Origin of the sequence: Amycolatopsis suaedae (genome assembly GCF_004214935.1) — a bacterium.
Lineage (GTDB): Bacteria > Actinomycetota > Actinomycetes > Mycobacteriales > Pseudonocardiaceae > Amycolatopsis > Amycolatopsis suaedae.
In genome coordinates, this window is the sequence record NZ_SFCC01000019.1 from 23,247 (window position 1) to 48,804 (window position 25,558).

Genomic DNA, 25,558 nt, shown 5'->3' on the forward strand with positions numbered 1-25,558 from the left:
TCGGAGTAAGGTGGACGATGGGTAACACATAGTCGGGTCGAAGGGCGCGCAATGGGCACACGTGTGGACACCGGAGTGATCGTCGTCGGAACCGGGTTCTCCGGGCTCGGCATGGCGATCCGGCTGCGGGAGGACGGCAGGGAGGACTTCGTCATCCTGGAGAAGGCGAGTGAGGTCGGCGGCACCTGGCGCGACAACACCTACCCGGGGTGCGCCTGCGACATCCAGTCGCACATGTACTCGTACTCCTACGAGCAGAACCCGGACTGGTCGCGGGCCTACTCGCCGCAGCCGGAGATCTGGGACTACCTCAAACGCGTCGCCGACGGGCACGACCTGCGCAGGCACATCCACTTCGGACAGGAGATGACCGGCGCGCGGTGGGACGAGGACAGCTCGCGCTGGGAGGTCACGACGGCTGCCGGCGACGTGTTCACCGGCCGCTACCTGGTCTCCGGTGTCGGTGCGCTGCACATCCCGCTCGTTCCCGAGCTGCCCGGCGCCGAGCGGTTCCGCGGGCGGGCGTTCCACTCGGCACAGTGGGACCACGACTTCGACCTGCGTGGCAAGCGGGTGGCCGTCGTCGGCACCGGGGCGAGCGCGATCCAGTTCGTGCCGCAGATCGTGCGGGACGTCGCGTCGCTGCACCTGTTCCAGCGCACGCCGCCGTGGATCATGCCGAAGGCCGACCGCGAGATGCCGGGCTGGGTCAGGACCCTGTTCCGGCGGGTGCCGCTGACCCAGAAGCTGTACCGCGCGGCGTTGTACTGGATGCTGGAGTCGCGGGCCATCGGGTTCAACGGTCATCCGTGGGTCATGCGCCTGGGGCAGCAGATCGCCAAACGGCACATCGCGCGCAGCGTGCGGGACCGCGAGCTGCGGGCCAAGCTCACCCCGGACTACACGATGGGCTGCAAGCGGGTACTCGTGTCCAACGACTACTACCCGGCGCTGACCAGGGACAACGTCGAGGTGATCACCGCGGGGATCGCCGAGGTGCGGGAGAACTCCGTCGTCGACGCCGACGGGGTGGAGCACGAGGTCGACGCGATCATCTACGGGACCGGGTTCCACGTGACGGACGCGTTCGACCAGTTGGAGATCGTCGGCGTCGGCGGGCGTCACCTCGGCAAGGAGTGGGCGGACGAGGGCATGCGGACGCACCTCGGCATCACCGTGTCGGGCTTCCCCAACCTGTTCTTCCTGCTCGGTCCGAACACCGGGCTCGGCCACAACTCGGTGGTGTTCATGATCGAGTCGCAGGCGGCCTACGTCAGCAAGGCCATCCGGCTGACCGAGTCCGCCGGCGCCGCGGCCATCGAGCCGAGGGCGGAGGTCCAGGAGCGGTTCAATGCGGAGATCCAGGACAAGCTGGAGAAGGGCATCTGGACGCAGGGCGGCTGCAAGAGCTGGTACCTCGACGCGCAGGGCGTCAACCGGACCATCTGGCCGGGATTCACCTGGCGCTACTGGCTGCGCACCCGCCGCGTCGACCCCTCGGACTTCGAGCTGTCCGGCAGCGTTTGATTGCCCTTGCTTCGCTGCGGGCGCGGTCGGGCCCTTCAGTCGGCGTCTTCCCTCCTCGCCGTCGCTCGCTGCGCGAGCTTGGGGCTCGTCAGTCCAGACGCCGACGGCCCGACCGGTGCGGTGCAGGTCAGCCCGATGCGAGTTTGGGGGTCAGGCGGAGAAGGCCCGGAGGCGGGTGGTCAGGTCGGGGGCGGGCAGGGCGCAGAGTTCGGCCAGGCGCTCGATCGCGCCGCTGTCCAGCATCACCTCGCGCGCGCCGTCGGCCTGGCTGAGCCTGCCCTGCGCCCAGCGGCGCAGCGGCAGCAGTTCGGGCTGGTCGTCGGCGACCACCCGGTCCAGGTCGATCCGCAGCCGGCCCGGCTCGTCGGTGAACACTCTCCGGTGGACCCTGGCGAGCAGGTTCTGCGGCAGTTCGTCCATGGCCAGGCACAGTTCGACCAGCCGCACGACCGAGCAGTGCCGCGTGCCCAGTTCGTAGGTTGCCAGCGTCTGCAGCGAGATGTCGCTCTGCAGGTGCTGGTTCAGTTCCTTGCGCGTCCAACCGCGGCGCCGGCGCAGCTTACGGAGTTCCTCGCCGAGCACCCGCTGATAGATGTCTCCGTCGATCCGCACTCCGCGTCCCTCGCCTCGCCCACGCGTTGTCCCGCTGTCCTCTGCCGCCGCCGTCGGCGGGATGCGAGCCGTCTCCACGGTTATGTAAGTCGGCGAGCCGACATCTCTTACGCGAATCTCGGAGGTGTTTCTCAACGTAGACCGAGTTGACCCCATTCGGACTAATCGGCTACGGCAGAGGTCCCAAACTCAGTTGACGCAGATGACGCCGTCAGCCGTGATCGGCTTGTCCGCGTTGTTACCCGGCGGCGGGGCAGCGGGCTCAGCCGCACGCTGCGGTTCGGAGGCGGGCGGGGCGGCCGCCCGGGAGCCCTCGCCGGAGTAGTCCGACCCGAGCAGCACCGCGACGTGACCACGCGGGATCGCGGCGTCCTCCTCGGCCGACAGCTTGCCGCCGAGTGCCTCGACGACCTTGCCCGCCGCACCCTGCTCACCCGGCGCGTAGCGGACCACGGACGTCTTGCGTGCCGCCGCGTTGGCGGCCTCGCCGCCCTTGAACCCCTTGTCGGTCAGGCTGCGCAGCACCTGCGCGGCCAGCCCGGTCACGCCGGACGCGTTACGCACGTCGGCGGTGATGGTGGCGTTGTCCGGACCCGCGGGCGGCGGCGCCTGCTGCTGGCCGCCGGACAGGCTCTTCACGAACTTCTGGATCGCCCTCGGGTCGACCTTGATCGCCGAGCCGTCCTCCGGCGTGTGGTAGTCCATGTTCTCGACCGGGACCGTGCGGAACTCGATCTGCCCACCGGTGAGCCCCTTCATCTCCTGGGCGAACTTCAGCACGTCCCAGCCCTGGTTGAGCACGACCGACTTCTGCAGCGCGCCGATCAGGTCGTTCAGCTTGACCGGGTCGGCGAGCGTCCCGGCCGACAGCACCTTGCGGGCCAGACCGGCCATGAACACCTGCTGACGCACCACCCGGTCCAGGTCGCCGCGGGGCAGGCCGTGCCGCTGCCGGACGAACGCCAGCGCGTCGGCACCGGAGATCGTGTGCGGCCCGGCCGTGAAGTGGGCACCGGACAGCTTGTCGTCGACGTCGCCGTTCAGGCACACGTCGACGCCGCCGATGGCGGTCGTGACGTCGAAGAACCCGAGCAGGTTGATCGAGGCGTAGTTGTCGATCTTCTGGCCGGTCAGCTGCTCGACGGTGGCGACCAGGGTCTTGGCGCCCTCCTGGTTGCTGCGGACGTCGAGTTCCTTCGGGTCCTTGACGCCCTGGGCCTCCAGGTTGCGCCGCGCGTCCGTCTTCGCCCGCGCGTACGCGGAGTTGATCTTGTGCCTGCCGTAGCCGCCGGGGATGTCGACGTAGGAGTCCCTCGGCAGGGAGATGGCGACGGCCTTGCTGCCGTCGTTGGGCACATGCAGGAAGATCAGCGTGTCGGTGTTCAGCTCGCCGTCGGCGGCACCGGCCCGCAGCTGGGCGAGGACCTCCTTGGGCAGCGGGTTGCCCTGGGCGTCGGTGCGGCTGTCCATGCCGACCAGCAGGATGTCGCGGGCGCCGTCGGCCGGTTTCTCGCCGCCCGCGTCGTCGCTGAGCACGTCGGCCTGCGTGATACCGCCGACCAGGTTGTTCCACGTCGCCCACGCGTAGCCGGTCAGCGTCATCACCAGCAGCGACACCAGTGCCAGCACGATCTTGGCGCCCCTGCGGGGCCGCGGCTCGTCCTCGTAGTAGTAGTCGTCGTCCGGTGGCTCGGGCGGACGCTGCCGGGGCGGCGCCGGACGGACGGTGGCGCGGGGACCGGGAGGCGGCGGCAGCCGGTAGGGGTCCTGGGGCGGGCGACGCCGCCGAGGCGGCTGATCGTCGTCCCAGGGCCGTCGTGCGGGACGCCGCCCCTCGGGCAAGGATCGGTCCTTCCGAGGCGGGTAGTCCACGCCGGCTGCTCCTTTCGCGCTCGTTGCTGAGACTGTCCGGGGACGCGTGGCCCCCGCTGCGGGTTGTCGTAGCGTGGCACACAGGGTGCGTGAAGCGTGCGAAGGCACGGTCATCACGCGGTCCGCGTCACCATCCGTCCACCGAACGTGCTGGTCAGGAGCGCGGCGACGGCGAAAGCCGCGGTCACCGAGTGCACCGCGAGATTGGGTGTGTCGATCACGTCGCTCGACGTGGCCGACATCAGCGGCGGCACGCAGGCGAGCAACGTCAGCACCCAGGTGTGCACCGCGCCGCTGGTTCCGGTGCGGACCGCCTGCAGCAGGAACACCCCCAGCAGCAGGTGCAGCAGGTTCTGGATCGGGTCGACCTCCAGGCCGAGCACCGTCGCCTTCGCGCTGAAGCCGGTGAGCGCGAAACCGAAGACGCCGAGCGCGGCGTAGCCGGCACCGAGCACCACGGCCGGGCGGCCGAGCCTGCCTGCCGGTGCGGTGCCGACCGGCGCGGCGGCGGGCTGCCTGCGCCGTTCGAACCACCAGAACAACAGCACGGCGGGCACCGCGAGCACGGCGACGCCGGTCAGCGTCCTCGGCCGGGTCAGCCAGTCGCCGATGGCGGGCAGATCCACCGGCAGGTACACCAGCGCGACCAGCAGCAGCATGGCGGCGAGGAAGGCCAGGTACAGGCTCATCGGCGCGCGCAGCGCGGTGGCCGCGGCCCTGGCCAGCCCGGTGCGCGCGGCCAGCCTGCGCAGCGGGACGTGCACCAGGCCCAGCAGCCCGAGCTGGCCGACGCCCAGCAGCAGTACCGCGAGCGTCGGCCCGGCCAGCGCGGGCGTGGTGCCCGGGGTGCCGAGCAGCGTCGTCGGGATCAGGCCGGCCGCCACCGCGACGGCCAGCGTTCCGAGGCCGGCGGCCGCCAGTCCGGCGAGCAGCCGCCTGCTCGTCCGCGGCCGCTCGGCGTGGACCAGCGCGAGCTGCTGCGCCAGCAGCGCGAGGACGAAGGTGGCCGCCTGGTCCGGCAGCGGCGACGGCAGCAGGCTGGCCGCCACCTCGGCGCCCACGAGCAACGCGGCCAGTGCGGCGACGACCGGCAAGCCGTGTCCGGGAAGCTTGCGGTGCAGGGCGTGCATCGCCGGGGTGGCGATCATCGTCAGCAGGTAGAGGCCGAGCAGCCACAGCGGGTGCAGCGCGATCCGCATGACGACCGCGCTCGTGCCCGCCGGGATGTGCAGCAGCTCCATGGCCACCGGCACCAGCAGCGTGACCACGGCGAACACGACCGCGGGCCGCAGCAGCCAGCTGGCCCGGTGCGCCAGGTACTGCCGGTAGCCGCCGCCGGCGTCGCGGGTGGCCAGCCAGCCCGCGACGTTGGCGTGGCCGCCCGCGAAGAAGAACACGAACGCGAGCTGCGCGACCCAGGTCAGCGGCCACAGCCAGGCCTCGTCGGCCCCGGCCCAGCGGGCCAGCGCCAGTGCCGACTCACCCAGCACCAGTGCCGCGATCGCGGCCACGCCGATGACGGCCCACCGGCCGCCCGGCGTCGGGGCCGTGGGTTCCCGCGGGGCCTTCTCCGGCCGGGGAGTGGCCCGCCGGACCCGCAGCCAGCCACGCAGCCGGACGACCAGCAGGCAGCCGATGACGGCCACCCCGGCCAGCATCGGCTCGATCGGCTCGCCGACCGGCGGTCCCCAGCGCTGGTGCCAGGAGTTCACGACCAGCCCGGCCGAGTACAGGCCGGCCACCATGCGGCAGGCGGTCGCGGAGTTCATCGGGTTCAGGTCGCACGCGGCGTACATGTCGGCGGACAGCCGGTCGTCCAGTGCCTCGCGTACCTCCGGGCCCAGCGGGTGCCCGCGGGCCGCCGCGTACCGCAGCAGGTCGTAGCCGAGGTCGTGGGAGCGGCAGGACACGCCGTAGTCCCATCGGGTGTTGTCGTCACCCCATGGTGCGGAGCAGCCGCCGCCGGTGTGCACGGCGCGAACGGTCCCGTCGCGCGACGGTTCGGAGCTGGGCGTGACGCCGGTGACCCGGGTGAAGTCGGCTGGCAGGCGACGCAGTGCGTCGGGCTGGGTCCCTGGCGCGATGATCGCCTGCGCCGCGGCTGCCGCCGCCGCGACGTCGGCCGGTGGGGGCCCCTGCGCGGGCGGCGCCGGTGAGCGGGAGGCCACGAAGCCGAACCCCAGCACGACGACGGCCACCAGCAGCAGCCAGGCCGACGTCGACAGCGTGCGCCGTGCGCGGCGCGGTTTGGCGGCGTCGGTCATGAGCTCCAATGTGCCAGTTCTGATCGACTCGGGCCCCGGGGATAACCCCCCATTTTCGGGTGAGGTTGGCCCGCACAGTAGTTGACGGATACTGGTGTGCGTGACAGGCGGCTGGGTGTTGCACGTCGATCTGGACCAGTTCCTGGCCGCGGTCGAGCAGGCCCGGCATCCCGAGCTGCGCGGGAAACCGGTGGTGATCGGCGGCAACGGTGATCCGACCGAGCGCGCCGTGGTCGCCACGGCGTCCTACGAGGCCAGGGAGTTCGGGATCCAGTCCGGCATGCCGCTGCGCACGGCCGCGAAACGCTGCCCGGAGGCGATCTTCCTGCCGTCGGACGCTCCGGCGTACGAGGAGGTGTCGGAGCGGGTGATGGCCGCCCTGCGCGGGCTGGACGTCGTGGTGGAGGTCATCGGCTGGGACGAGGCGTTCCTCGGCGTGCGCACCGGCGACCCGGAGGCGTTCGCCGCCCTGGTGCGGGACACCGTACGGGAGGCGACCGGCCTGTCCTGTTCGGTCGGGATCGGCGACAACAAGCTGCGGGCCAAGATCGCCACCGGCTTCGCCAAGCCTGCCGGGATCTACCGGCTGACCAGGGACAACTGGGTCGAGGTGATGGCCGACCGGCCCACCGACGCGTTGTGGGGCATCGGCGGCAAGACGTCCCGCAAACTGGCCGAGATGGGCGTCGGCACCGTCGCGCAGCTGGCCCGCAGTTCACCGGAGACGCTGGCCGCGCGGTTCGGCCCGCGGATGGGCCCGTGGTACCGCACGCTCGCGCTGGGAGCCGGTGATCCGGAGGTCACCGCGACGCCGTGGATCGCGCGGTCCCGCAGCAGGGAGACGACGTTCCAGCGCAACCTCACCGAGCCGGGGCAGATCAGCGAGCAGGTCGCGGCGCTGGCGCGGCGGGTCACCCAGGACGTGCTGGACGAGGGCAGGCCGGCCGTCCGGGTGGCGGTGAAGGTCCGGTTCGCGCCGTTCATCACCCAGACCCGGAGCATGACACTGCCGGAGCCGACCACGTCGGCCGGCGACATCGAGCGGGCGGCGCTGACGGTGCTGGAGAAGTTCGAGTCCGGCCGTCCGGTGCGGCTGCTCGGGGTGCGGGCGGAGTTCGAGCCGCCGCCGGAGGACTAGGCGGTGCGTAGCTCGCGGGCCCAGCGCAGGGCGACCGGGGCGCCGAGGAGGACGCCCGCGATCCCGGCGATGGCGATGGCGTTGGTCGCTGAGCCGACCAGCTCGGCCACCACCCCGCCCGCCGCGACGCCGATGCCCTGCGCCACCCGCAGCCCGGTCCGGTACAGCCCGCCACCGCCCCCGCGGAACTCGTTCGGCGTCCAGGTGATGAACGTGGCGCCCACCGTCACGATGTAGGCACCCGCCATCCCGGCGAACCCGAGCAGCAGCAGCGACAGCGGCAGCGACGGCTGGGCCAGGAACGCGATCAGCAACGCGGCCGGTACGACCGCCAGCCAGCCCATGACCCGCCGCCTGCTTTCCGCCGAGACCCAGCGCGACAGCAGGAACACGCCGATCACGAAGCCGAGCGGGTCGGCGGCGAGCAGCCAGCCGACGGCCTCCTGCGGCGCGCCGATCTCCATGGCCAGCGGCGCCACCAGACCCTCGGGCACGACGGCGAGCCCGACCAGCCAGGACATCGCCAGCAGCACCCGCAGCCTGGGCTGGCTGAACACCCACCTGGTCGCGCCGAACCACGGTTCACCGGGCTTGCCGACGGCGGGCCGGTGCCGGACCCAGCGCAGGATCACCAGCGTGCTGATCAGGAACGTCACCGCGTCCAGCGCCAGCGCGAGCGACGCCCCGAGCTGCGTGACCAGCACGCCGCCGCCGGCCAGGCCCGCCAGCATGGCGACGTTCATGGTGACGCCACGCAGGTCCTGACTGCGCAGGTACAGCTCGTCGTCGTCGAAGATGTCCCTGGTCAGGGCGTTCTGCGCGGCATTGGTCGGCGACCCGGCGAGGCGGGCGAGCGCGAGCAGCGTGCACAGCACCACCAGCGGGGTCCCCGGAATCGCCATGAGCCCGACCAGGACGGCCTGGATCCCCAGCGACGTCGCCAGGACCGTCCGGCGCGGGAACCGGTCGGCGAGCTGGGACAGCCCGAGCCCGCCTGCCAGCGCGGGCAGGAACGTCAGGGCGAACGTCAGTGCCGACCACAGCGGCGAGCCGGTGCGGGCGTACACGGTGAGTGTCAGCGCGACCGTCGTCAGCTGGTCGCCGACCAGCGACTGCGTTTCCGCGGCCCACAGTGCCCTGAACTCGACGTTGCCGAGAGCCGTCCGCATGCGTCGCGGCTCTGTCGTGGTCACCGTCGATACCCCCCGGCGTGACTGGTCGTGCGCGAATGGGAGCGCCCCGTGTTCAGTATGCAACCGCGACCCCTGATACGGACAGTAGACGGGAAGCCCTGGCGGCCGTTCTGCCGGTGTTTCGCCGGAGCACTTTCACCGGACTGGTCAGGTGTCACTCACTCGGCGCACTGTTTCCACCGTTCGTCGCTACGTCCGTTTGGAGTAGGGCCTCAGGACCAACACTGAATCCAGAAAGCCAGTGGCAGCTCGGCTGCGTCGGGGCTGGCTCGGGGTTCAGGGAGGACCGGAGCGATGAACAAGCTGCTCGAGGGGAAGTCGGTCGTGGTGACCGGCGCCGGGAGGGGCCTGGGTGAGGCGTTCGCCGTCCACCTCGCGCAGGCCGGGGCGAGCGTGGTGGTCAACGACGTCGACGTGGCGCTCGCCGACCAGGTGGTGGCCAACATCCGGGCACACGGCGGGCGGGCCGTTGCCAGCGGGCACAGCGTGGCCGACGCGGAACAGGCCCAGGCGATCGTCGACCTGTGCCTGGCCGAGTTCGGCGCGGTCGACGGCCTGGTCAACAACGCGGGCCTGAACTACGAGGCGCTGCCGTGGGAGGAGGACCCGGCGCAGGTGCGGGAGATCGTCGAGGTCAACGTGCTCGGCGTCATCTACACCGGCATGGCCGCTGCGGCCGCGATGCGGGCGGGCGGTGGCGGGTCGATCGTGAACATTTCCTCCGGCGCGTCGCTGGGCCAGCGCAAGCTCGGCACGTACGCGGCGACGAAGGGAGCGGTCGCCTCGCTGACCTACTCGTGGGCGCTGGACCTCGAGGACGCGGGCATCCGGGTCAACGCCGTCTGCCCGCTGGCGCACACGCGGATGGTGTGGAAGTCGGAGCGTTCGCTGCGCAACTGCCCGCCCGACCGCACGCCGTCGCGGATCGCGCCGCTGGTGCTGTTCCTGCTGGGTGAGGGTTCGGCGGGGATCACCGGGCAGCTGATCCGGTGCAACGGCCCGCAGCTGCACCTGGTCGGGCAGCCGTTCCTGAAGGCGCCGATCCTGGAGCGGCAGGTGTGGGACACCGAGAGCGTGCAGCGCGCGTTCGACGAGGTGTTCAGCGCGCACCTGGAGCCCTACGGCCTGGAGAAGCGGGTCCCGCCCCGCCTGCGCAAGTGGACGGAGGCGCCGCCCCGGAGCGCTTGACGGCACGTGAAGGCCACCTTCACCACGTCTCACGTACTGAAGGTGGCCTTCACGGCACGGTTCGGGTCTCGGGCAGGCGAGGTGGCTGGTCTCGAACGCAGAACTCGCGTCCCGGAACGCAGAACTCGCGTGCGTGAGCGCAGAACTCACCATGTGGACTGCGTGCGCACGTGGTGCGGGTCAGCTGCGTGAACGGTCCGTTCGCGCGAGTCGTCCGTTCTCGCGCGCGAGTCGTAGGTTCTGACGCGCGAGTCGTCCGTTCCGGACCCGCGAGTTGCACGTTCCCGCCTACCTGGTCCCACTGTCGGGCACGCCGGGTTCCAGATCGCGGGACCAGCCCTGTCGTCGAACGGGCCACTCGCGTGCGTGAGCCCGCCCCAAGCACGTCAAGGCCACCTTCACCACGTCTCACGTCATGGCCCCGGCAAAGTCGGTTGTCAGGCGCGAGCGAGGGAGCTTTGCTGGCGAAGAAGGGTAGTAAAGCTCCCTCGCTGCGTACGGGTGTGACTGGTGGGGCTGGTGTGGTGACCTCGATGCCGTGAAGGGGGCCCTCACGGCGTCTCATGCCGTGAGTGCCCCCTTCACGGCATGCTTGCCACGGACACGTGGGCGGATAGCCCGCCGTCCGGTGTGAAGGCCGAGTTTCTGTCGTCTCATGTGATGAAGGTGGCCTTCACGAACATCCCGCCCCGCGGTTGCGGCCTCACCAGTCACACCCGGCCCAACAGACCCAGCCGCCACCACGAAAGAGACCCAGCAACCTCCCCCAATGTGGCATTGGGGGAGTTCAAGTTCCCCAATGCCGCATTGGGGGCGCGCAGCACCCAGACTTTGCCGGGGCTCACCACGTCTCACGTAATGAAGGTGGCCTTCACGAGCTTCGGGGCTACGCGGGGGCGGTCGCCTCGTAGAGGCCCTCGATGTGCGGGGCGTAGCGGTCGGTGATCACCCGGCGCTTCAGCTTCAGCGTCGGCGTCAGCTCGCCGGTCTCCGGCGTCCAGGTCTTCGGCAGCAGGTGGTACTTCTTGATCTGTTCCACCCTGGCCAGCCGCTCGTTCGCCGACTCGACCGCCCGGTCGATCTCGGCCCGCACCGCGGGGTGCTCGGCCAGCTCGGCCACCTCGCCGATCTCGATGCCCTGCGCGGCCGCCCAGCCGGGCGCGATCTCGTCGTCCAGCACGATCAGCGCGGTCACGTAGGGCCGGTTGTCGCCGATGGCGACCGCCTGCCCGATCAGCGGGTGCTCCTTGAGCAGGCTCTCGATCCGGGTCGGCGCGATGTTCTTGCCGCCGGAGGTGATGATCAGTTCCTTCTTGCGGTCGGTGATCGTGACGTACCCGTCGTCGTCGACTGCGCCGATGTCGCCGGTGGCGAACCAGCCGTCGGCGTCAACGGCGGGTTCGATGGTGCCGTCGGCCTGCAGGTATCCGAGGAACACGATCGGCCCGCGGACGAACAGTTCGCCGTCCTCGCCGGTGCGGATCTCGACACCGGGCAGTGCCTTGCCGACGCTTCCGGCCCGGAAGGCCTTGGCACAGTTGGAGGTCGCCGCGCCGGTCGTCTCCGAAAGGCCCCACACCTCCTGGATCTCGATGCCCAGCCCGGCGATGAAGTACAGCACCTCGACCGGCAGTGCTGCCGCACCACTGGAGGGCACTTTCAGGTTGTCCAGCCCCAGCATCGCGCGTACCGGGGCGAGCACCTTCGCGTCCGCCTGCTCGATGCGCTCGGCGAGGTCGGCGGGGACGGGCTTGCCCGCGTTCCGCAGCTTGTACCCCTGCAACGTGACGTCCTGCGCGGCCAGCAGCGCGTTGCGGTTCTCCTCCGGCGCCGACGCCAGCATGTTCTTCAGGCCGGCGACCATCTTCTCCCACACCCGGGGCACCCCGAACAGGCCGTCAGGCCGCACCCGCCCGAGCGCGCCGACGATCTGCGTCGGGTCGGCGAGCGTGTGCACGTGCCCGGCGTAGATGGTCGGGATGTACAGCGACAGCTCACGCTCGGCGATGTGCGCCAGCGGGAGGTAGGCGATGGTCTTGCCGTGCAGGTCGGTCTCGTGCAGGCCGTGGACCGCCAGCCCCTGCCAGATCGCGTTGCGGTGGGACAGCACGACGGCCTTCGGCTCGCCGGTGGTGCCCGAGGTGTAGATCATCGACAGCGGGTCGTCCGGCTCGATCGCGGACACCATGTCCTCGAAGACCGACCGGTCGGCCGCGTGCAGCTCGGCGCCCCGCGCGCGCACGTCGGCGTAGGAGACGAACCGCTCGTCGCCCTCGGGCAGCGCGTCGGCGTCGAGCATGACGATCCGCCGCAGCGCGGGCAGGTCGTCCAGCACCGGCCGCCACCTGGCCAGCTCCGCCTCGCCACCGAGCACGACGACCGGCGCTGCGCTGTGCCTGGCGACGTAGCGGACCTGGTCGGGACTGAGCGTCGCGTAGGCCGTGCACGGCAGCGCGGCCAGGTGCGTCGCGCCCATGTCGACGATCATGTGCTCCGGCCGGTTCGGCGCCATGATCAGCATCCGGTCGCCCCTGGCGAGGCCGAGGTCGGCGAGCCCGCGGGCCAGCGCGGCGATCTCCCGCCGGTACTCCGCCCAGTTGAGCGTGGGCTGGTCCGGATCGTCGAGCGAGCTGAGCGCGGGCTGGTCACCGTAGGTCTCCGCGTTGCGGCGCACCAGCTTCGGGAGCGTCTGGCCGTCGACCTGCTCTGCGAGGGACTTCGGATCGGACAACTGTGCCTCCCTGGTCGCACCGCTGCGGTTCTCCGACGTCACTGTAGTGCCTCGACGCCGCGAGTCCAGCGTCCTCAAGGGGGATACCTGCTCACCACAAGGGCCTCTACCAGGGAAAAGGGCGCCCGGAATTCAGGTGCAGAGGCGAATCGCCGTTAACTTAGCGTACCTCCTGCACCTGCGGGCCCGGTGTCGGCTCGTGTAGCTGGTCGATGTCGCCGCGGTACTTCTCCGCGATCGGCCTGCGCCGCAGCGACATCTTCGGGGTCAGCTCGTCGCCACCAGGGTCCCAGGTGGTGGGCAGGATACGGAAGCGTTTGACCTGCTCTGCCTGGTTGAGCTTCTGGTTGCCGGTCCGGATCGCGTCGCGGACGGCCGCGAGGACGGTGTCGTCGGCGACCGCGATGCCGAGCGCGTCGGCGCCCAGCCCGAACCGTGCTTCGAGGACCTCGGGGTCGAGCACCACCAGCGCGGCGACGTAGGCCTTGCCGTCGCCGATGGCCATGGCCTGGGCGATCAGCGGGGACGCCGCCTTCATGGCGTTCTCGATGTTGGTCGGCGACATGTTCTTGCCGGCCTCGTTGATGATCAGTTCCTTCTTGCGGTCGACGATCGTGACGAAGCCGTCCGCGTCGATCGTGGCGATGTCGCCGGTGTGCAGCCAGCCGTCGGCGTCGATGGCCTCGGCGGTCCGCTCCGGATCACGGTGGTAGCCGGGGGTGACCAGCGGGCCGCGGCAGAGCAGTTCGCCGTCGTCGGCCAGCTTCAGCTCGACGCCGTCGAGCGCCTTGCCGACCGAGCCGATCCGCAGCTCACCGGGGGCGTTCGTGGTCGCGGCGGCGCAGGTCTCCGACATGCCCCACACCTCGTACACCGGCAGCCCGATGCCGAGGAAGTACTCCAGCGTCTCCGGCGGGATGGCCGCCGCGCCGGACACCGCCCAGCGCAACTGGTCGAGGCCGAGCGTGTGCCGCAGCTTGCCGAGCACGAGCGCGTCGGCGATCCGGTGCTGGACGCCGAGCAGCGGCGACGGCCGGTCGGTCAGCGCCGCCCTGCGGCCGACGTCCAGCGCCCACCGGGCGATGGCCCGCTTGGCAGGCTTCGCCTCGTCCAGTTTGGACTCGATACCGGCCTTGATCTTCTGCCACACCCGGGGAACGGCGACCCAGATCGTCGGGCGGGCGTCGGGCAGTGCGGCGGCGATGGCGCGCGGATCGTCCACACAGGTCACCTGCACGCCGAAGATCAGGTTCAGGTACTGCGCCGACACGCGGTCGGCGACGTGTGCCGACGGCAGGTAGGACGTGATGCGGTCGTCCGGGCCGGGCGAGAGGTGGGTCATCAGTGCCCTGGCCTCGGCGACGATGTTGGCGTGGGTGAGCTGGACGCCCTTGGGCGGCCCGGTGGTGCCCGAGGTGTAGATGAGGGTGGCGACGTCGCCGGGCTCGACCCGCTCGACGGCGGCGTCGAGGTCGAAGTCCGGATCGCCCGCGGCCGCCAGGTCGTCGAGGGTGAACTCGCCGTCCACGCAGACGATATGCGCTGGCCGCGTGTCGGCCGCGACGATCCGGTCGAGGAAGCGTTGCTCGGTGACGACCACGCGATTCTCGGCGTTGCCGAACAGGTAGCTGATCTGCTCGGGTGAGCTGGTGTTGTAGATCGAGAACGGGATCGCGCCCAGCAGCAGCGCGGCCGTGTCGACCAGGTGTGCTTCCGGCCGGTTGGTGAGCATCAGGCCCACGGTGTCGCCGCGGTGGATGCCGAGCGCGGCCAGCCCGGCCGCCAGCTCACGGACCCGCTCGGTGTACGCCCGCCAGGTGATCTCCTGGCCGCCCGCCACCCGCAGCGCGACGCCGCCGGGCCGCAGCGCGGCGGTGCGGCCGAACGCGTCGGCCAGGGTCTGGATGGTGCCACCATCTGGATGGGGACACGCTGGCCAGGTCTGCGTGTTCGTCATGCGGGCCTCCTGTGCGCCGGATGACGAAGGCTAAGCGGACAAATGTCACAACCAGGCCACGAACGGGTTGCGGGGTCAGCGGCGGAAGACGACCGTGCGGTTGTGGTGCAGCAGCACGCGGCTCTCGGCGTGCCACCGCACGGCCCTCGCCAGCGCGAGGCACTCGGCGTCGCGGCCGATGGTGACCAGGTCCTCCGGCGTGTGCGTGTGGTCCACCCGGCTGAGTTCCTGCTCGATGATGGGCCCCTCGTCGAGGTCGGGCGTGACGTAGTGGGCGGTCGCCCCGACGTGCTTGACCCCGCGCGCGTGGGCCTGGTGGTACGGCTTGGCGCCCTTGAAACTGGGCAGGAACGAGTGGTGGATGTTGATCGCCCGCCCGTCCAGCCGCTTGCACAGGTCGTCGGACAGCACCTGCATGTACCTGGCCAGCACCACCAGGTCGATCCGCTGCTCGGCGATCAGCTCCAGCAGCCGGGCCTCGGCCGCCGGTTTCGTCTCGGGGGTCACCGGGACGTGCTCGAACGGGACGTTCGCGGCCGTCGCCATCGGTTCCAGCGTCGTGTGGTTGGACACCACCAGCGCGATGTCCACCGGCAACGTCCCGCTGCGCCAGCGGAACAGCAGATCGTTGAGGCAGTGACCGAACCGCGACACCATGATCGCCACCCTCGGCCGCGCCGACGCGTCCCGCAGCTGCCAGCTCAGCTGCCAGCGGGACTGCATGCCGAGGAACGCCGAGCGCAGCACCTCGGGATCGGCGTCGCCGGGCAGGGTGAACTCGGTGCGCAGGAACAGCTTTCCGGAGAGCCGGTCGTCGAACTGCTGGTGTTCGACGATGTCCCCGCCGTTCTCCACGAGCACCGACGTGATCGCGTGCACCGTGCCCGGCGTCTCCGGGCAGCTCAGCGTCAGAACGTGGCGGCTCATGCTGCCACCGCCGCGTCCCGCAGCCAGGTCTCCAGGTACCGGGCGAACGACGAGCGCACCAGCACCGTCATCCGGTCGTCCTCGCGGTAGAGCACGACCGGGGCCTTGGCGAGCATCGTCTGCGCGCAGCGGCCCTCGGTGAGCAGCGCCAGGTCCAGCGCGCAGCCGAAGGACAGCAGTTCCGGCGGAATCCGTAGCGTGGTCCGCTGGGCCGAGACGTCGGTGACCGTGGCGAACTCCTCGCCGATGGCCGACTCCAGTTCCTCGGCAAGGCCCGGTTCGGCGCCGACGATCAGCCATTCGTCCGGGCCAAGCCACAGGATCCGTCCCGCCACGGTGTTCGGCTCGGCAGGCAGCGGCGTGCCCAGCACCGTTTCGACGGCCGCGCGGGCAGGGGAGTCCGGCGGCATCCGCAGCGAGAGCTGGCAGCGGTACCGGTCCTCGATGATGTCAGCCATCCCGGCGTGCTCCTTCCGGGTCGAACAGCACCGACGAGGTGACCGTCACCGGCACCACGCCGCCGGTGCTGACGGCGTACAGGGTCTGGCCCGCCCGCTCCCGCCCGCCGGCCAGGAGCGCCAGGGCGAAGGTGCGGCCCAGCGCGGCACTGCGGTAGCTGGACGTGACGTGCCCGAGCATGGGCGAGGGCGGCTCGCCTGCCACCAGCTGCGCGCCCTCGTCCAGCAGGAACGCGGGGTCCTCCGGCAGCAGCCCGACGAACTGCAGCCGGTCCGGGCGCTCGGAGTCCACACGCGACAGTGAACGCTTGCCGACGAAGTCCAGCTTCTTCTTCGACACCGCCCAGCTCAGCCCCAGATCGTGCGGGTTGACCGTGCCGTCGGTGTCCTGGCCGATGATCGGGTAGCCCTTCTCGGCACGCAGGACGTGCATGGTCTCGGTGCCGTACGGCGTCACCCCGCGGCCGGCAAGGGCGTCCCACACCGTTCGCGCCGACCAGGGACTCACGTTGATCTCGTAGGCCAGCTCGCCGGAGAAGCTGATCCGGCAGACCCGCGCGGCGACACCGGCTACGTAGGCGTCGTGCCAGGTCATGAAGCCGAACGCCTCGTTCGAGACGTCCAGCGACGGCGCCAGCTCGCCGAGCAGTGCCCGCGAACCGGGACCGACCAGCGCGATCGTGGCCCACTGCTCGGTGACTGACGTGCAGTGCACCCGCAGGTCCGGCCACTCGGTCTGCAGCCATTCCTCCATCCACTCCAGTACGGCGGCAGCGTTGCCGGTGGTCGTGGTGACCAGGAACCGCTGCTCGCCGACCCGGATGACCGTGCCGTCGTCGAACACCATCCCGTCGGCCTTGCACATCACGCCGTAGCGGACGCGGCCGACCTTCAGTGTGCTGATCATGTTGGTGTACAGGCGATCCAGGAACTCCCCGGCGTCCGGCCCGTGCACGTCGATCTTGCCCAGCGTCGACGCGTCCAGCATCGCCACCCCGGTACGCGCGGCCGCGCACTCGCGCAGCACGGCCTGTTCCATCGACTCGCCGTCGCGTGGGTAGTACCGGGGCCGCTTCCACTGGCCGACGTCCTCGAACACCGCGCCCGCCTCGACGTGCCAGTCGTGCAGCGCCGTGATCCGCGCCGGGTCCAGCAGGTCACCGCGGTCGCGGCCGGCCAGCGCGGCGAACAGCACCGGCCGGTACGGCGGCCGCAGCGACGGCGTGCCCAGCTCGGCGATGTCGACGCCGAGCAGGCCGGCGACGATGCCGGAGGTGGTCGTCGCGCTGGTGCGGCCCTGGTCCGGGCCGGTGCCGATCGTGGTGTACCGCTTGACGTGCTCGACCGAGCGCAGCCCGGCACCGGTCGCCCGTTCGATGTCGGCGACCGTGGCGTCGCGGGTCAGGTCCACGAACTGCCGCGCCCGCGCCTGTTCCGGCGCGGGGACCGCCCACACCCGTTCACCGCTCGGCGCCGGGACGAAACCGTCGGCCGTCGCCGGCAGCGGGACCGGCTCACCGCGGGCCCCGTCGGCCAGGCACCCGGAGAGGGTGAACTCGCCCGCCGCGGCACCGACGACGGTCACCCCGCGCGGGGAGGCGCCCGGGACGAACGCGCCGAGGTAGCGGTCGAACCGCAGCGTGCCGCGGGCCTGCGTGAACAGCGCGGTAGCCGGGTTCCAGCCGCCACAGGTGAGCAGCAGGTCGCAGTCCACGCGCCAGGTGTCCTCGGGGCTGGGGCCGATGTCCACTGTGGACACGTGCGGGTCGCCAGCGGTGCCGTGCACGGCGTGCCCGGGCAGGATGTCGACGTGCCAGGCCGCGCAGCGGGCCGCCCAGTACGGCGGCGCCTCGGCCCTGGCGTCCAGCACGGTGACCCGTGCGCCCGCCTCGGCCAGCTCCACGGCGGCCGCGTAGGCACTGTCGTGGCTGGTGAACACCACGACCCGTTGCCCGGCCAGCACGCCGTAGCGGTTGAGGTACTGCCGGGCCGCGCCGGCGAGCATGATGCCGGGCCGGTCGTTGCCGGTGAAAACCAGCGGCAACTCGTGTGCACCGGTGGCCAGCACGACCCGGCCGGCGCGGATGTGCCAGGCCCGCTGCCGGGTCCGCGCGTCGGGCTCGGCCTGGACGGCCAGCACGTAGTTGTCGTCGAAGTGGCCGACGGCCGTGGTGCTGGTGAGGACGGTGACGTGCGGCATCGACCGCAGTCGCTCCGCGGCCTGCCGGGCCCACTCGGTCGCGGGCAGCTCGTCGAGGATGTCCCGGGAGCCGAGCAGCGAACCGCCCGGCTCGGGCTGTTCGTCGACCAGGATGACCCGCTCACCCGACCGCGAGGCGGCGAGCGCGGCCGTCAGCCCGGCCGGTCCGGCGCCGACGACCAGAACCTCGCAGTGGGCGTAGCGGCGGTCGTAGCGCGCGGTGTCCGGCTCGTCCGGCAGGACGCCCTTGCCCCGCAGGCCGCGGGCGACCAGCCCGTCCCGCAGCCACACGCCGGTGGCGGGCAGCATCGGTTCGGCGTAGGGGCGTTCGACCTGGACGAACGCGCCCGCCTCCTCGGCGCCCGCCGAGGTGATGCCGCGTGGACGGCCGAAGCGGACGCTCGCGCCCACCTCGTGCACGCCGTTGGCGAGCAGCGCGGAGGCGAGCGTGTCGCCGTCGAAACCGGTGTACTCCGTGCCGTCGAAGGTGAAGCGCAACGGCCGGGAACGGTCGATGCGGCCGCGGTCGGGAAGCCTCATGACGGCACCTCGATCGTGTTGGTGACGGTGTCGCGCACGACGTCGAACCAGCGGCGGCAGCCGGCGGTGTGGCACCAGCGCTCCGCGAACGGCCCCTTCGGGTTGTCCCGGTAGAACAGGTAGGCCGCCCACTCCTCGTCGGTCAGCAGCACCGGGTCGGCGGGGTAGGCGACGCCTGCCTGCCCGCCGTAGTGGAACTCGTTCTCGTCCCGCGGGCCACACCACGGGCACGGGATCAGCATCATGGGAGCCTCCTAGTGCTAGTGCGCGACGGCGGCGGCGCCGTGCTCGTCGACGAGCGCGCCGGTGACGAAGCGGTCCAGCCCGAACGGCGCGACCAGCGGATGCGGTCTGCCGTGCGCGATCGTGTCGGCGTAACACCATCCGATGCCCGGCGTGGCCTTGAATCCGCCGGTGCCCCAGCCGCAGTTGAGGTAGAGACCGTCGATCGGGGTCGGCCCGATGATCGGTGAGGCGTCCGGGGAGACGTCGACGATCCCGGCCCAGGTCCGCAGCACGTGGGCGCGGGCGAAGATCGGGAACAGCTCCACGGCCGCGGCGAGCTGCTGCTCGATGACGTGGAACGCGCCGCGCTGCCCGTAGCCGTTGTAGGCGTCGATGCCCGCGCCGAGCACCAGCTCGCCCTTGTGGGCCTGGCTGACGTAGACGTGCACCGCGTTGGACATGACCACCGTCGGGTGCACCGGTTCGAGCAGCTCGGACACGAGTGCCTGCAGCGGGTGGCTCTGCAGCGGCAGCGGGAGGCCGAGCTGGTCGGCCAGCACCGACGTGTGCCCGGCGGCGGCCAGCGCGACGGTGCCCGCGCCGATGGTGCCGCGGCTGGTGCGCACCCCGGTGACCCGGTCGCCGTCGCGCTCGAAACCGGTGACCTCGCAGTGCTCGATCAGGTCGACACCGAGGTCGTCGGCGGCACGGGCGAAACCCCACGCCACGTAGTCGTGCTTGGCGATGCCCGCGCGCGGCTGGTAGGTAGCACCGAGAACGGGATAACGCAAGCCCGGGTCGGTGTTGACAATCGGGCAGACCTCGTGAATCTCGTGCGGCTGCAGGAACTCCGCGTCGATTCCGTTGAGCCGGTTGGCGTTGACCCTGCGCATGCCCTCGCGGACGTCCTGCAGGGTGTGCGCCAGGTTCAGTACGCCGCGCTGGCTGAACAGGATCGGGTAACCGAGGTCGTCCTCCAGTCCCTCCCACAGCTTCAGCGCGTGCTCGTAGATGCCGGCACTGGCGTCGAGCAGGTAGTTCGACCGGATGATCGTGGTGTTGCGGGCCATGTTGCCGCCGGCGAGCCAGCCGCGTTCGAGGACGGCGACGTCGGTGATGCCGTGGTTGCGGGCCAGGTAGTAGGCCGTGGCCAGGCCGTGCCCGCCGGCGCCGACGATCACCACGTCGTACGACCGCTTCGGCTCCGGCGTGCGCCAGAGGCGGTCCGGGTGCTCGGGAAGGTCGGACATGCCTGTCTCCCTCGCTGGAATCGGGGTGGTCGACAGCTGATATATCAGTCTGTGGGCTACGGTAGGTGGCGTGGAACCAGCCGTCAAGGAAATCGGGACGCTGGCCGAACTGGCCTACACGTCGCTGCGCGATCGCATCGTCACGCTCGCCATCGCGCCCGGCTCACCCATTCACGAGGAACGGCTGAGCAAGGAGATCGGGGTGGGCCGCACGCCGATGCGCGAGGCGATCAAGCGCCTGGAGTCCGAGGACCTGGTGGTGATCTACCCGCGGCGCGGGACGTTCGCCGCGGAGATCAACATCACCGACCACGGCCTGATCGCCGAGGTGCGCAGGAACCTGGAGGGGCAGGCCGCGCGGTCGGCCGCCGGCCGGGCGACCGCCGAGCAGCGCGCCGAGCTGACCGGGCTGGTCGAGCAGATCGGGATGCTGAGCGCCGACGAGTCGATGATGCGGCTGGACACGACGATCCACCGGGCCATCTACCGCAGCGCGGGCAACCGGTACCTGGAGTCGACGTTGAACCACTACTACAACCTGACGCTGCGGATCTGGTACCTGTTCCTGCCGCGGCTGCCGGCGATGGCCGAGCACCTGGCCGAGCACATCCCGCTGCTGCACGCCATCGTCGACGGCGAGGCGGAGCGGGCGGCCGAGCTGGCGATCGAGCACGTGCGGCACTTCGAGCAGGCCGTCTTCGCCGCGCTGCGTAGCTGAGGTTGCCTGGGGCGCCGGAGCACGTGAAGGCCACCTTGGCCACGTCTCACGTCACGGCCCCGGCAAAGTCCGGTGGCGGCCAGGCGAGGTGGCTGGTCTCGAGCGTGGAACTCGCGTTCCTGAACGTAGAACTCGCGTGCCGGAATGCAGAACTCGCGTGCGTGAGCGCAGAACTCACGATGTGGACGCCGGTTCTCACGTGGTGCCGGTCGGCCGCGTGAACGGGCCGTTCGCGCGAGTTGTCCGTTCCCGACCCGCGAGTCGACTGTTCCGGACCCGCGAGTTGCACGTTCCACTCGCCTGGTCCCGCTGCCCGGCGCACCGGTCCCAGATAGCGAGACCGCTCCGTCATCGGCTGGCCGAACGGACCGTTCGCGCGGCCGCGCCGGGCCGGAGCACGAGTTTCGCGTTCCTGAACACGTCATTCGCGTTCCCGGACACGACACTCACCATCCGGACCCCGCATCCCAGCCCGTGAACGGCGCACCCGTGCCAACGGGCCGCTCGCCGCGAGTCTCGTGTTCAGGAACGCGAGTCTCGGCTTCCGGAACGCGAATGACGCGCTCCGGACCACCCGACTTTGCCGGGACCCTGACGTCTCACGTAATGAAGGTGGCCTTCACGTGCTGTGGACGTTGTCGCAACCGCCCCGGCAGTCTCACCAGTCACAGGCGTCACTCCCGTAACGGAGCAAGGGAGCTTTACTAGCGTCTTAGGGTAGTAAAGCTCCCTTGCTCCGCGTTCGGGCGCGCCTGTCAGCGGAGCGAGCGGAAGAACTCGCGCACGTCGGAGACCAGCAGCTCGGGTTCCTCCAGCGCCGCGAAGTGGCCGCCGCGGTCGACGTCGGTCCAGCGGGTGATCGTGTTCTCCTGCTCGGCGTAGCGCCGGATCGCCACGTCGTGCGCGAAGACCAGCGCCGCCGTGGGCACGCCGGAGTTGTCCAGCGTCGCACCCCACGCGCCACCCTGCGCGTAACCGACGTAGGCCGCCGATCCCGCGGTACCGGTCAGCCAGTAGATCATCACGTTGGTCAGCAACCGGTCGATGCCGATGATCTCCTCGGGCAGCGTGGTCCGCGGGTGGGTCCACTCGCGGAACTTGTCCATGATCCACGCCAGCTGGCCGACGGGGGAGTCGACGAGGCCGTAGGCGATCGTCTGCGGGCGGGTCGACTGGATGGAGATGTAGCCGAACTCCTCCCGCATGAACGCCTCGATCCGCGCCACCCGGTCCTGGTCCACAGCGGACAGTGAGGTCCGTTCCTCTTCGGACAGCGGGAACGGGGGCATCGGGCCGGGGCCACCGTTGGTGTGCACGCCGACGACCCGTTCCCGGTCGGCCCGGCCGACCGCGGGCGACACTGCGCCGCCGATGTCACCGCCCTGCACGCCGTAACGCTGGTAACCCAGCCTGCGCATCAGTTCCGCCCACACCCGGCCGATCCGCGCGGTGTCCCAGCCGCCCTCGGACACCGGACCGGAGAACCCGAACCCGGGCAGCGAGGGGATCACCACGTGGAACGCGTCGGCCGCCTGGCCGCCGTGGGCGACCGGGTCGGTGAGCGGGCCGATGATGTCGAGGAACTCAACGACCGAACCGGGCCAGCCGTGGGTCAGCAGCAGCGGCAGCGCGCCCGGCTCGGCCGAGCGCACGTGCAGGAAGTGGATGTTCTGCCCCTCGATCTCGGTCGTGAACTGCGGGAAGGAGTTCAGCTCACGCTCGGCGGCCCGCCAGTCGTAGCTGTCCCGCCAGTAGTCGACCAGCCCGCGCAGCCAGCCGGCGGGCACGCCGGTGTCCCAGCCGTCGCCGGGCAGCTCGTGGGGGAGCCGGGCCTTGCCCAGCCGGTCGGCCAGGTCGTCCAGCTGGGCCTGGTCGATGTCGATCCGGAAGGGCCGGATTTCCTCGTTGCGCGTCATGAGTACTACCTTAGAAATTAAAGCGGTCAACTTCGGTCCTAGGTGAAAACGAATGCTGGAAACCTCCGCACGGCTGCTCCGGCTGCTGTCGCTGTTGCAGATTCCCCGGGTGTGGACCGGCGCCGAGCTGGCCGAACGGCTGGAGGTCGGCCCGCGCACGGTCCGCAGGGACATCGACAAGCTGCGTAACCTCGGCTACCCGGTCGAGGCCACCTCGGGTGTGCCGGGGTACCGCCTCGGCCGCGGCGCCGACCTCCCTCCACTGCTGCTCGACGACGATGAGGCGGTCGCGGTGGCCGTCGGGCTCCGGGCCGCCGCCGCGGGCACGGTCGCCGGCGTCGCCGAGTCGTCGGTGAGCGCGCTGGCCAAGCTGGAACGGCTGCTGCCGTCCCGGCTGCGGCACCGGGTCGGCCTGTTCCAGCAGGTGGCGGTGCTGCCGGCGGGCGGGCCGGAGGTGGACCCGGACACGCTGACCGCCGTCGCCGCCGCCTGCCGGGACCACCAGCGGCTGCGGTTCGACTACCGCGGCCACGACGGCACCGAGACCGTCCGGCACACCGAGCCACACCGTCTTGTCCACACTGGACGACGCTGGTACCTGGTGGCTTGGGACGTCGACCGCGAGGACTGGCGGACGTTCCGCGTCGACCGGCTGAGCCCGCGCGTCCCGACCGGCCCGCGGTTCACCCCCAGGGAACCGCCGGCCGAAGCGGGCCGGTACACCGCGCGGTCGGTGTCCGTGTCGGCCTACCGTCACCGCGCCCGCTTCGTCATCGAGGCACCCGCGCCGGTCGTGGCCGACCGCATTTCCGCCACCGTCGGTGTCGTCGAACCACTCGACGACCATCGCTGCGCCCTGGACACCGGCGCCAACTCGCTCGACGAACTGGTGCTTTACGTCGCCCTGCTCGGCCACCGGTTCACCGTGACGGGCCCGCCGGAGGTGGTGGCACACGTCCGGGAACTCACCGCTCGGCTGGCTGCTGCCACCCCGGCGGATTCTCGCTGAACGCCGCCGTCACCTTCGCCAGCTGCGCGGCCAGCCCGTCGATCAGCTCCCGCTCCTCGGCGCTGCCGCCGAACGCCGCCCGGTCGTGTGCGACCCCGCCACGCCAGACGGTGCGGATGCGGCGGGTGTGCGTGACGTCGGCGGTGGGATCGCCGTCGACCAGCAGCAGGTCGGCCCGCCTGCCCTCGGCGAGCACACCGCGGTCGTCGAGTCCGTAGTGGACGGACGGCCCGGCGGTGGCGGCGGTCAGCGCTCGTTCCGGAGTCAGGCCACCCTCGACCAGCAGCTCCAGCTCGCGGTGCAGGCTCACGCCGTGTGCGGTGCCGGGGTTGGGCACGTCGGTTCCGGCCAGCAACTCGACGCCCGCGTCGACCAGCCTGCGCAGGTTGCCGAGCACCGCGTCGTACCCCGGGCCGTCCGGGTCGCCCCAGACCGACGGATCGAACGCGAGGGTCTGCCGCCAGTGTTCGCTCAGGTACGGCCGCAGGTGCGGGTCGCCGGCCAGGGTCGCGCCACCGCGGCGGCCCATCAGGTTCTCGAACACACCCAGCGTCGGGGTCACGGTGACGCCCAGGCCGGCCATGCGGGCTGCCAGCTCGGGCGGCAGTTCCTCGTCCGACGGCAGGTGCTGGATGCCGTGTGCGCCGGCAGCGACGGCGTCGGCCAGGCCGGACACCGCGCTCACGTGCACGTCGACCCGCAGTCCGTGGGCGCGGCCTGCGCCGACCAGCGCGGCCATCGTGTCGCGGTCCAGCCGCGGCATGGGAAACGGCAGCTTGGCACCGCGGTCGTAGATGATCTTCAGGTAGTCCGTGCCCTCGGCGACCCGGTCCCGGACGAACTGCTCGGCCTGGTCCGGACCGGTGGCGTAGGGAATCCCCGGATACATCAGCGACGGGTGCCCGCCCGGCGCGGTCGCGCCGACGCCGGCCGAACGCACGTCGGCCAGCCCCGGTTCGGCCGCCGCCTGATCCTTCAGCCGCGTGACCGTCTCCGGCAGGCTGAACATGTCGAGCTCGGTGGTGACGCCGAACGTCAGCGCCTGGTGCGCGGCGCCGGGCAGCAGGTGGACGTGGGCGTCGATGAGCCCGGGCAGCAGGGTCGCGCCGCCCGCGTCCACCAGGTCGTCGCCCGGCTCGGCGATCGAGCGGCCGCCGAGCGCCGTGATGCGGTCCCCGGTGAAGCGCAGTGCGGTCGCCGGGACGACGTGGTTCCCGTCGAAGATCCGTGCGTCGAACACGGTCGTACTGGTCATGGAACCGACGCTACGGCCTCACGTGACGTCAGGCTCAACCCTTTTCGCCTGCGGTGATAGGCGACGGTGAGCAACGCGAGCAACGGCCCCCACAGCATCTGCGGCAGGTAGCAGACGGCCATCAGCAACTCCCAGCCGTTGCCGTCGGGGGCGCCGCCCTGCGCCGGGCCGAGGAACATCCACGGCAGCGGCGTCCACAGCACGATCAGCCCGGCGGCGCCGAGCCCGGCGGGGACCGTGGCCGCCAGCGGCGGGATCGGCCGTCCGCCGAGCAGCGGCACCCACCGCGGGACGACCTCGCCCCACCGCCGGACCAGACCGAGCGACAGCAGGGCCAGCGCCTCGGTCAGTACGGACAGGCCGAGCAGGTAGAGCTTGTCGTGCCAGTCGTCGGTGGCGGCGGTGTAGAACGCGGCTTCCCAGCCGATCGGCAGCTCGAACACCCAGGCCAGCCGCCACAGCGCGACCGGCAATGTCAGCAGCGGGATGAGGTGCGCGACCCGGACGGCCCACCGTGGAGCCAGGTTCGTCGACATGCCGGTCAGCCTGCCGCGCTCGCGCACCCGCGGGTTCCCGCT

The 25,558-nt window shown here is 71.2% G+C and carries 19 protein-coding genes; 5 read left to right on the plus strand and 14 right to left on the minus strand.

Annotated features, from left to right (window positions below; all coding sequences use genetic code 11):
* The first annotated feature begins 51 nt into the window (after window positions 1-51).
* Window positions 52-1,527, plus strand: a complete 1,476-nt coding sequence (locus tag EWH70_RS30625) for a flavin-containing monooxygenase (RefSeq protein WP_130479047.1) — start codon at window positions 52-54, stop codon at window positions 1,525-1,527.
* A gap of 150 nt (window positions 1,528-1,677) precedes the next feature.
* Here EWH70_RS30625 and EWH70_RS30630 read toward each other — a convergent pair whose 3' ends face one another.
* The 3 genes from EWH70_RS30630 to EWH70_RS30640 form a co-directional block, all read right to left on the minus strand.
* The gene (locus tag EWH70_RS30630; RefSeq protein WP_130479048.1) at window positions 1,678-2,139 is read right to left on the minus strand and encodes a helix-turn-helix domain-containing protein; all 462 of its coding nucleotides are present in this window, start codon (window positions 2,137-2,139) and stop codon (window positions 1,678-1,680) included.
* A gap of 189 nt (window positions 2,140-2,328) precedes the next feature.
* Window positions 2,329-4,011, minus strand: coding sequence for an LCP family protein (locus EWH70_RS30635; protein WP_165436483.1), 1,683 nt, complete (start codon window positions 4,009-4,011; stop codon window positions 2,329-2,331).
* A gap of 113 nt (window positions 4,012-4,124) precedes the next feature.
* Entirely contained in the window at window positions 4,125-6,275 is a 2,151-nt protein-coding gene (locus EWH70_RS30640) for a phospholipase A2 (RefSeq protein WP_130479050.1), read from the minus strand.
* A gap of 100 nt (window positions 6,276-6,375) precedes the next feature.
* Between EWH70_RS30640 and EWH70_RS30645 the strand changes: the two genes are divergently transcribed.
* Window positions 6,376-7,413: a DNA polymerase IV gene (locus EWH70_RS30645; protein ID WP_130479051.1), complete on the plus strand. Its 1,038-nt coding sequence runs from the start codon at window positions 6,376-6,378 to the stop codon at window positions 7,411-7,413.
* On the opposite strand, the gene EWH70_RS30650 is transcribed toward EWH70_RS30645, so the two are convergent.
* Window positions 7,410-8,582: an MFS transporter gene (locus EWH70_RS30650; protein ID WP_130479152.1), complete on the minus strand. Its 1,173-nt coding sequence runs from the start codon at window positions 8,580-8,582 to the stop codon at window positions 7,410-7,412. The two genes, EWH70_RS30645 and EWH70_RS30650, sit on opposite strands and share 4 nt — an antisense overlap.
* Before the next feature lie 318 nt (window positions 8,583-8,900).
* Here EWH70_RS30650 and EWH70_RS30655 point away from each other — a divergent pair, with 318 nt between their 5' ends.
* On the plus strand, window positions 8,901-9,794 hold the full coding sequence (locus tag EWH70_RS30655) for an SDR family NAD(P)-dependent oxidoreductase (RefSeq protein ID WP_130479052.1): 894 nt from the start codon (window positions 8,901-8,903) through the stop codon (window positions 9,792-9,794).
* Between the two features lie 886 nt (window positions 9,795-10,680).
* Here the strand turns inward: EWH70_RS30655 and EWH70_RS30660 are convergent.
* From EWH70_RS30660 to EWH70_RS30690, 7 genes are all read right to left on the minus strand, one after another.
* Window positions 10,681-12,525 (minus strand): AMP-dependent synthetase/ligase, encoded by a 1,845-nt coding sequence (locus EWH70_RS30660; RefSeq protein WP_130479053.1) that lies wholly within the window; start codon window positions 12,523-12,525, stop codon window positions 10,681-10,683.
* Between the two features lie 160 nt (window positions 12,526-12,685).
* On the minus strand, window positions 12,686-14,482 hold the full coding sequence (locus EWH70_RS30665; RefSeq protein ID WP_130479054.1) for an AMP-binding protein: 1,797 nt from the start codon (window positions 14,480-14,482) through the stop codon (window positions 12,686-12,688).
* Window positions 14,483-14,557: 75 nt separating this feature from the next.
* Window positions 14,558-15,409, minus strand: coding sequence for a formyltetrahydrofolate deformylase (gene purU, locus EWH70_RS30670; RefSeq protein WP_130479055.1), 852 nt, complete (start codon window positions 15,407-15,409; stop codon window positions 14,558-14,560).
* On the minus strand, window positions 15,406-15,867 hold the full coding sequence (locus EWH70_RS30675; RefSeq protein WP_130479056.1) for a sarcosine oxidase subunit gamma: 462 nt from the start codon (window positions 15,865-15,867) through the stop codon (window positions 15,406-15,408). Before EWH70_RS30675 ends, purU begins: the two co-directional genes overlap by 4 nt.
* The gene (locus EWH70_RS30680) at window positions 15,860-18,607 is read right to left on the minus strand and encodes a 2Fe-2S iron-sulfur cluster-binding protein (protein ID WP_130479057.1); all 2,748 of its coding nucleotides are present in this window, start codon (window positions 18,605-18,607) and stop codon (window positions 15,860-15,862) included. Before EWH70_RS30680 ends, EWH70_RS30675 begins: the two co-directional genes overlap by 8 nt.
* Window positions 18,604-18,852 (minus strand): sarcosine oxidase subunit delta, encoded by a 249-nt coding sequence (locus tag EWH70_RS30685; protein ID WP_130479058.1) that lies wholly within the window; start codon window positions 18,850-18,852, stop codon window positions 18,604-18,606. Before EWH70_RS30685 ends, EWH70_RS30680 begins: the two co-directional genes overlap by 4 nt.
* Before the next feature lie 15 nt (window positions 18,853-18,867).
* The gene (locus EWH70_RS30690; RefSeq protein WP_130479059.1) at window positions 18,868-20,082 is read right to left on the minus strand and encodes a sarcosine oxidase subunit beta family protein; all 1,215 of its coding nucleotides are present in this window, start codon (window positions 20,080-20,082) and stop codon (window positions 18,868-18,870) included.
* 70 nt (window positions 20,083-20,152) lie between these two features.
* Here EWH70_RS30690 and EWH70_RS30695 point away from each other — a divergent pair, with 70 nt between their 5' ends.
* Window positions 20,153-20,800 carry a GntR family transcriptional regulator gene (locus tag EWH70_RS30695; RefSeq protein ID WP_205669328.1) on the plus strand — a complete coding sequence of 216 codons (648 nt, stop codon included), beginning with the start codon at window positions 20,153-20,155 and terminating at the stop codon, window positions 20,798-20,800.
* Between the two features lie 755 nt (window positions 20,801-21,555).
* Here EWH70_RS30695 and EWH70_RS30700 read toward each other — a convergent pair.
* A complete protein-coding gene (locus tag EWH70_RS30700) occupies window positions 21,556-22,716 on the minus strand; it encodes an epoxide hydrolase family protein (protein WP_130479061.1) in 1,161 nt (386 codons plus the stop codon).
* 52 nt (window positions 22,717-22,768) lie between these two features.
* Between EWH70_RS30700 and EWH70_RS30705 the strand changes: the two genes are divergently transcribed.
* The gene (locus EWH70_RS30705) at window positions 22,769-23,725 is read left to right on the plus strand and encodes a helix-turn-helix transcriptional regulator (protein ID WP_130479062.1); all 957 of its coding nucleotides are present in this window, start codon (window positions 22,769-22,771) and stop codon (window positions 23,723-23,725) included.
* Here the strand turns inward: EWH70_RS30705 and EWH70_RS30710 are convergent.
* Together EWH70_RS30710 and EWH70_RS30715 are read right to left on the minus strand one after the other, a co-directional pair.
* A complete protein-coding gene (locus EWH70_RS30710) occupies window positions 23,682-24,980 on the minus strand; it encodes an amidohydrolase family protein (protein ID WP_130479063.1) in 1,299 nt (432 codons plus the stop codon). The two genes, EWH70_RS30705 and EWH70_RS30710, sit on opposite strands and share 44 nt — an antisense overlap.
* Entirely contained in the window at window positions 24,977-25,516 is a 540-nt protein-coding gene (locus EWH70_RS30715) for a hypothetical protein (RefSeq protein WP_205669329.1), read from the minus strand. The genes EWH70_RS30710 and EWH70_RS30715 overlap by 4 nt, the downstream gene beginning before the upstream one ends.
* Window positions 25,517-25,558 lie beyond the last annotated feature (42 nt).